Source organism: Moorena sp. SIO3I8, assembly GCF_010692325.1.
GTDB lineage: Bacteria > Cyanobacteriota > Cyanobacteriia > Cyanobacteriales > Coleofasciculaceae > Moorena.
Genome location: NZ_JAAHHW010000282.1, coordinates 1 through 2,253 on the forward strand (window position 1 = coordinate 1; position 2,253 = coordinate 2,253).

The 2,253-nt window shown below is 45.3% G+C and carries 1 protein-coding gene and 1 pseudogene; one reads left to right on the plus strand and one right to left on the minus strand.

The genetic code is table 11. From position 1 onward, the window contains the following. Positions 1 to 518: 518 nt before the first annotated feature. Positions 519 to 1,151, minus strand: coding sequence for a signal peptidase I (lepB, locus tag F6K51_RS36180; RefSeq protein WP_293030717.1), 633 nt, complete (start codon positions 1,149 to 1,151; stop codon positions 519 to 521). Positions 1,152 to 1,375: 224 nt separating this feature from the next. Between lepB and F6K51_RS36185 the strand changes: the two are divergent. After that, positions 1,376 to 2,253, plus strand: a pseudogene (locus tag F6K51_RS36185) (S-layer homology domain-containing protein); the annotation flags it as partial.

Sequence of the window (2,253 nt, forward strand, 5' to 3'; positions counted from 1 at the left end):
CCCTACTTAGAGGATATCTGAAAAGTTTTTTGATACTTAATTTTGCCCCCCTAGCCCCCCAAATTTGGGGGGAACAAGAGTCAATTTGCTTCTAAAAGTCCCCCAATTTTGGGGGATTTAGGGGGCTTGGATGTAGCAAATGATACTTCTCAGACAACCTTTTAGAAAGTAAGCCCTGATGTTGATTAAAGTTAGCCTTGTGATCTCAAGGCTTTAAAAAATCAGCTTGAACAGCGAGCATCGTTAGTTGAGCTAAATTATATACGTTGAGCATCCAATTCGCATCAGGCGTAAGTATGAAAATTGATTAGTTAAACTTATAGTAATTTCCGAAATCCGTAGAGGGCTTAAGTTCACACAAGCTTAATATTAGTAATGGGTAATTGGTCATTGTAATTACTGGCTACTCATTACCCATTACCCATTACCCATTACCCATTACCCACTTGGGGATGTGATCACGATACCAAGGAGCTTGATATTAACCGAAAATTTACCGAGATGTTGAAGGGCGAAGTTCAGATCGAACCAAGTTCACTAAAGGGCCAAAAACGGAAACAGGCACGACCAATGACTTTGTCTTTACCTAGAAAACCCCAAACATGGGAATCGTTGCTATTGTTGCGGTTGTCTCCCATCACAAACAAGTAATTTTCTGGCACCTGCACCAGTCCCATCTGATAACTGGGAGGTTGGGCAATGTAGTCCTCGTCTAGAGGAGTACCGTTGCGATAAACTTTGCCATCTTTGACTTGAACCGTATCACCGGATGTGCCAATCACCCGCTTGATGAAAGCTTGGTCTTTTGAGTAACCCAAAATTTGTAATTGTGGCGGTATTTCAAACACAATAATGTCACCGGCTTTTGGGGTATGGAAACGGTAAGAGATTTTTTCCACCACTAAGCGATCGCCTATTCCCAAAGTCGGGTACATGGAATCCGAGGGAATGTAGCGAGGTTCTGCCACAAATACTCGAATCAATAGAGCTAAGGCTAGTGCGATCGCAATAATTTGGAAATTTTCCTGTACTTGCTTCCAAAATGGCGTGCCACCCTTGTCCGATTGTTGACTCTGAGCATCTGTTTGCTGCTCCTGAACAGATTCAGAAGATTCACTCGGTGCTGCTAATTTCTTTTTCTGTGCATCCATACAAGATTTAAATTTACAGACATTTAAATTGACAATACTGGGTATTGTGACCTCGCCCTTTCCCTAAACATCTTTCCTAGTTTGGCAACTCAGCCAGGATAACACGCTTGATTGCCCTTTTGTGAATTTGCGTTAGTTTAGGAGGTAAGTACTGTTGTTGGACAATGCCCGTGCTGTTTCCACACTCTGTCCTACGTGCGAGTTTAGCGGTTTGTCTTCTGGGTGTGTTGAGTGCCTGCGCCAACACTAACCTAGGTGACGCTTTGCAGCGGTCTTTGGGAGCAGACCCCACACTGAAAGATAACCCACCCAAAAACTTGGGTGGGCCATCTCCAAATAAGCCTCAAACTACTCCCCAGAAACCGAAGTCAGTACCGTTGCCAGAAGACTTCCCCACTGAGATTCCCCGTTATCAACAAGCAACCTTGGAACAAGTGGAACCCCTCAAAGATGCTGCTGGTCCAGGTAAGTTGACGATTTGGTCATCCCCTGACCCAATTAATTTAATTCAGAACTTTTACCAAAAGACCTTTGAGTCGGGAGGCTGGGAAGTCCTCGACCAGCCAGAGGATCAAGATGGTGGCACATTCATCGTCCGTCGTAATGACTTGGACGTTACCCTTTCCATTCCTTCTGGTGCCACTACTGGCAAATCCACCGCTGCCTCCTCATCAAAGCCCCCAGCGGTTGCTACCAACAGCAGTGTGACCACATTTGATATTCAGTACGTCCGGGATGGTAAGGATACCAAAGCTGAGAAACCACAACCATCCCAGAAACCCACACAAGCTGAAAAACCCACACAAGCTCAGAAACCACAACCATCCCAGAAACCCACACAAGCTCAGAAACCCACACAAGCTCAGAAACCACAACCATCCCAGAAACCACAACCATCTCAGAAACCAAAGCAACCCTCTGAGGTGGCGAGTAAGCCAGCTCAGGTCAGGTCAGGAAAACCAGAGAAATTTACTGACTTGGATAAAGTCCCCCGAGATTTGCGTAAGTATGTGGCAGATTTGGCAAAATTGGGAGTCTTAACTCCAGACACGGCTAATCCAAAGACCAATGCTGATAGTCAAGGTACTCAGTTTGCCCCCAA